Consider the following 1,025-nt stretch of genomic DNA (forward strand, 5'->3'; position numbering starts at 1 on the left):
CTTTGGTCTTGCGCGATTCGTGCTTGGTTCGCGTAAAGAGCTTTTAGCCTTGGCGCGCCTTTTGTTTCATAAAACTGCGACCCTTTTTGACCAAACGTATTTAAGTCTGTACACGCAAAATCCCCCAGCTTTTGAAGGTTGTCTTTGTGCTCGTTGATCAGCGCCACGCTGGATGAGGCTTTGCTGGTTTTGGAAGACGAGGTGTCGGTTTGTGCGGCAGGCCAATGCGAACTTGGGCCAGACGACAATCTTTCAAGATTTTTCAAATTGCCGAGCGTCAGTTTATTTTCGCCATTGAGCACGTTTTGTAGCATTTGCTTCGCCACATCTTTTGGAATGCCCTGCTTGGTGAGCAGATTCACCACGATGTCTTTCGCTTTGTTCTGATGGCTAATACGAGCGCTCACGCTTTTGTTTTTTGGCGCACCTTCTTTGACGAAAATGTCTTTGCCGTTGTGTGCTCGAATCTCTTTATCGTCCGCTTGATTCTGTGTCGCCAAATGTGACGTCAGCTGGCTCAACGACTGCATGTGTGACGTATTGATATTAACCATGTAAAAAACCTTAAACTTGAATAAACGGGTGTGAGCCAGTTTGTTGGCTAAAATCGACAACCGTGTTGTTTTGGAACAGTTGCACCCAAGTGTCACTCAACTCATTCAACTGACTGATCACGTTGGCTAATTGGCTGATCTCGGTGTCTGCCGTGATGGCGATTTGAAGCAGAATGTCTTTGGTAGTTGGGTTGATGCAAAACTGCACTCCGCCCGTTTCGCGATACAAAAAGTTGTATTCCAGCAGCACTTGGAGCTTGTCGGCGGTGAGAATATCTTTCTCTACCACTAGACTTTTTGAGACAAGCACCTCGTTCTTCTCTTGCACAAATTGCACATCGATAGCGTTATCTTCGCTGAAACAGAGCGACCACATTTGATGCTCAAACTCTGTAACACGCTCAAGGTTGAGTGAATCCCCTAGCTCTGCGAGAAGAATATTGATCTTTCCGGTATCCATGTTGTGTCCTG

General features: G+C 46.3%; 1 protein-coding gene and 1 pseudogene. Both read right to left on the reverse strand.

What is annotated here, in order from left to right; translation table 11 throughout:
• A pseudogene (vopR, locus tag R8N28_RS27215) lies at window positions 1-554 on the reverse strand (type III secretion system effector VopR); the annotation flags it as partial.
• A 10-nt stretch (window positions 555-564) separates the two neighbouring features.
• Window positions 565-1,025: type III secretion system chaperone (locus tag R8N28_RS27220; protein WP_318183916.1), on the reverse strand; the 461-nt coding region annotated here is incomplete at its 5' end.

The organism is Vibrio sp. Vb1554 (genome assembly GCF_033344235.1).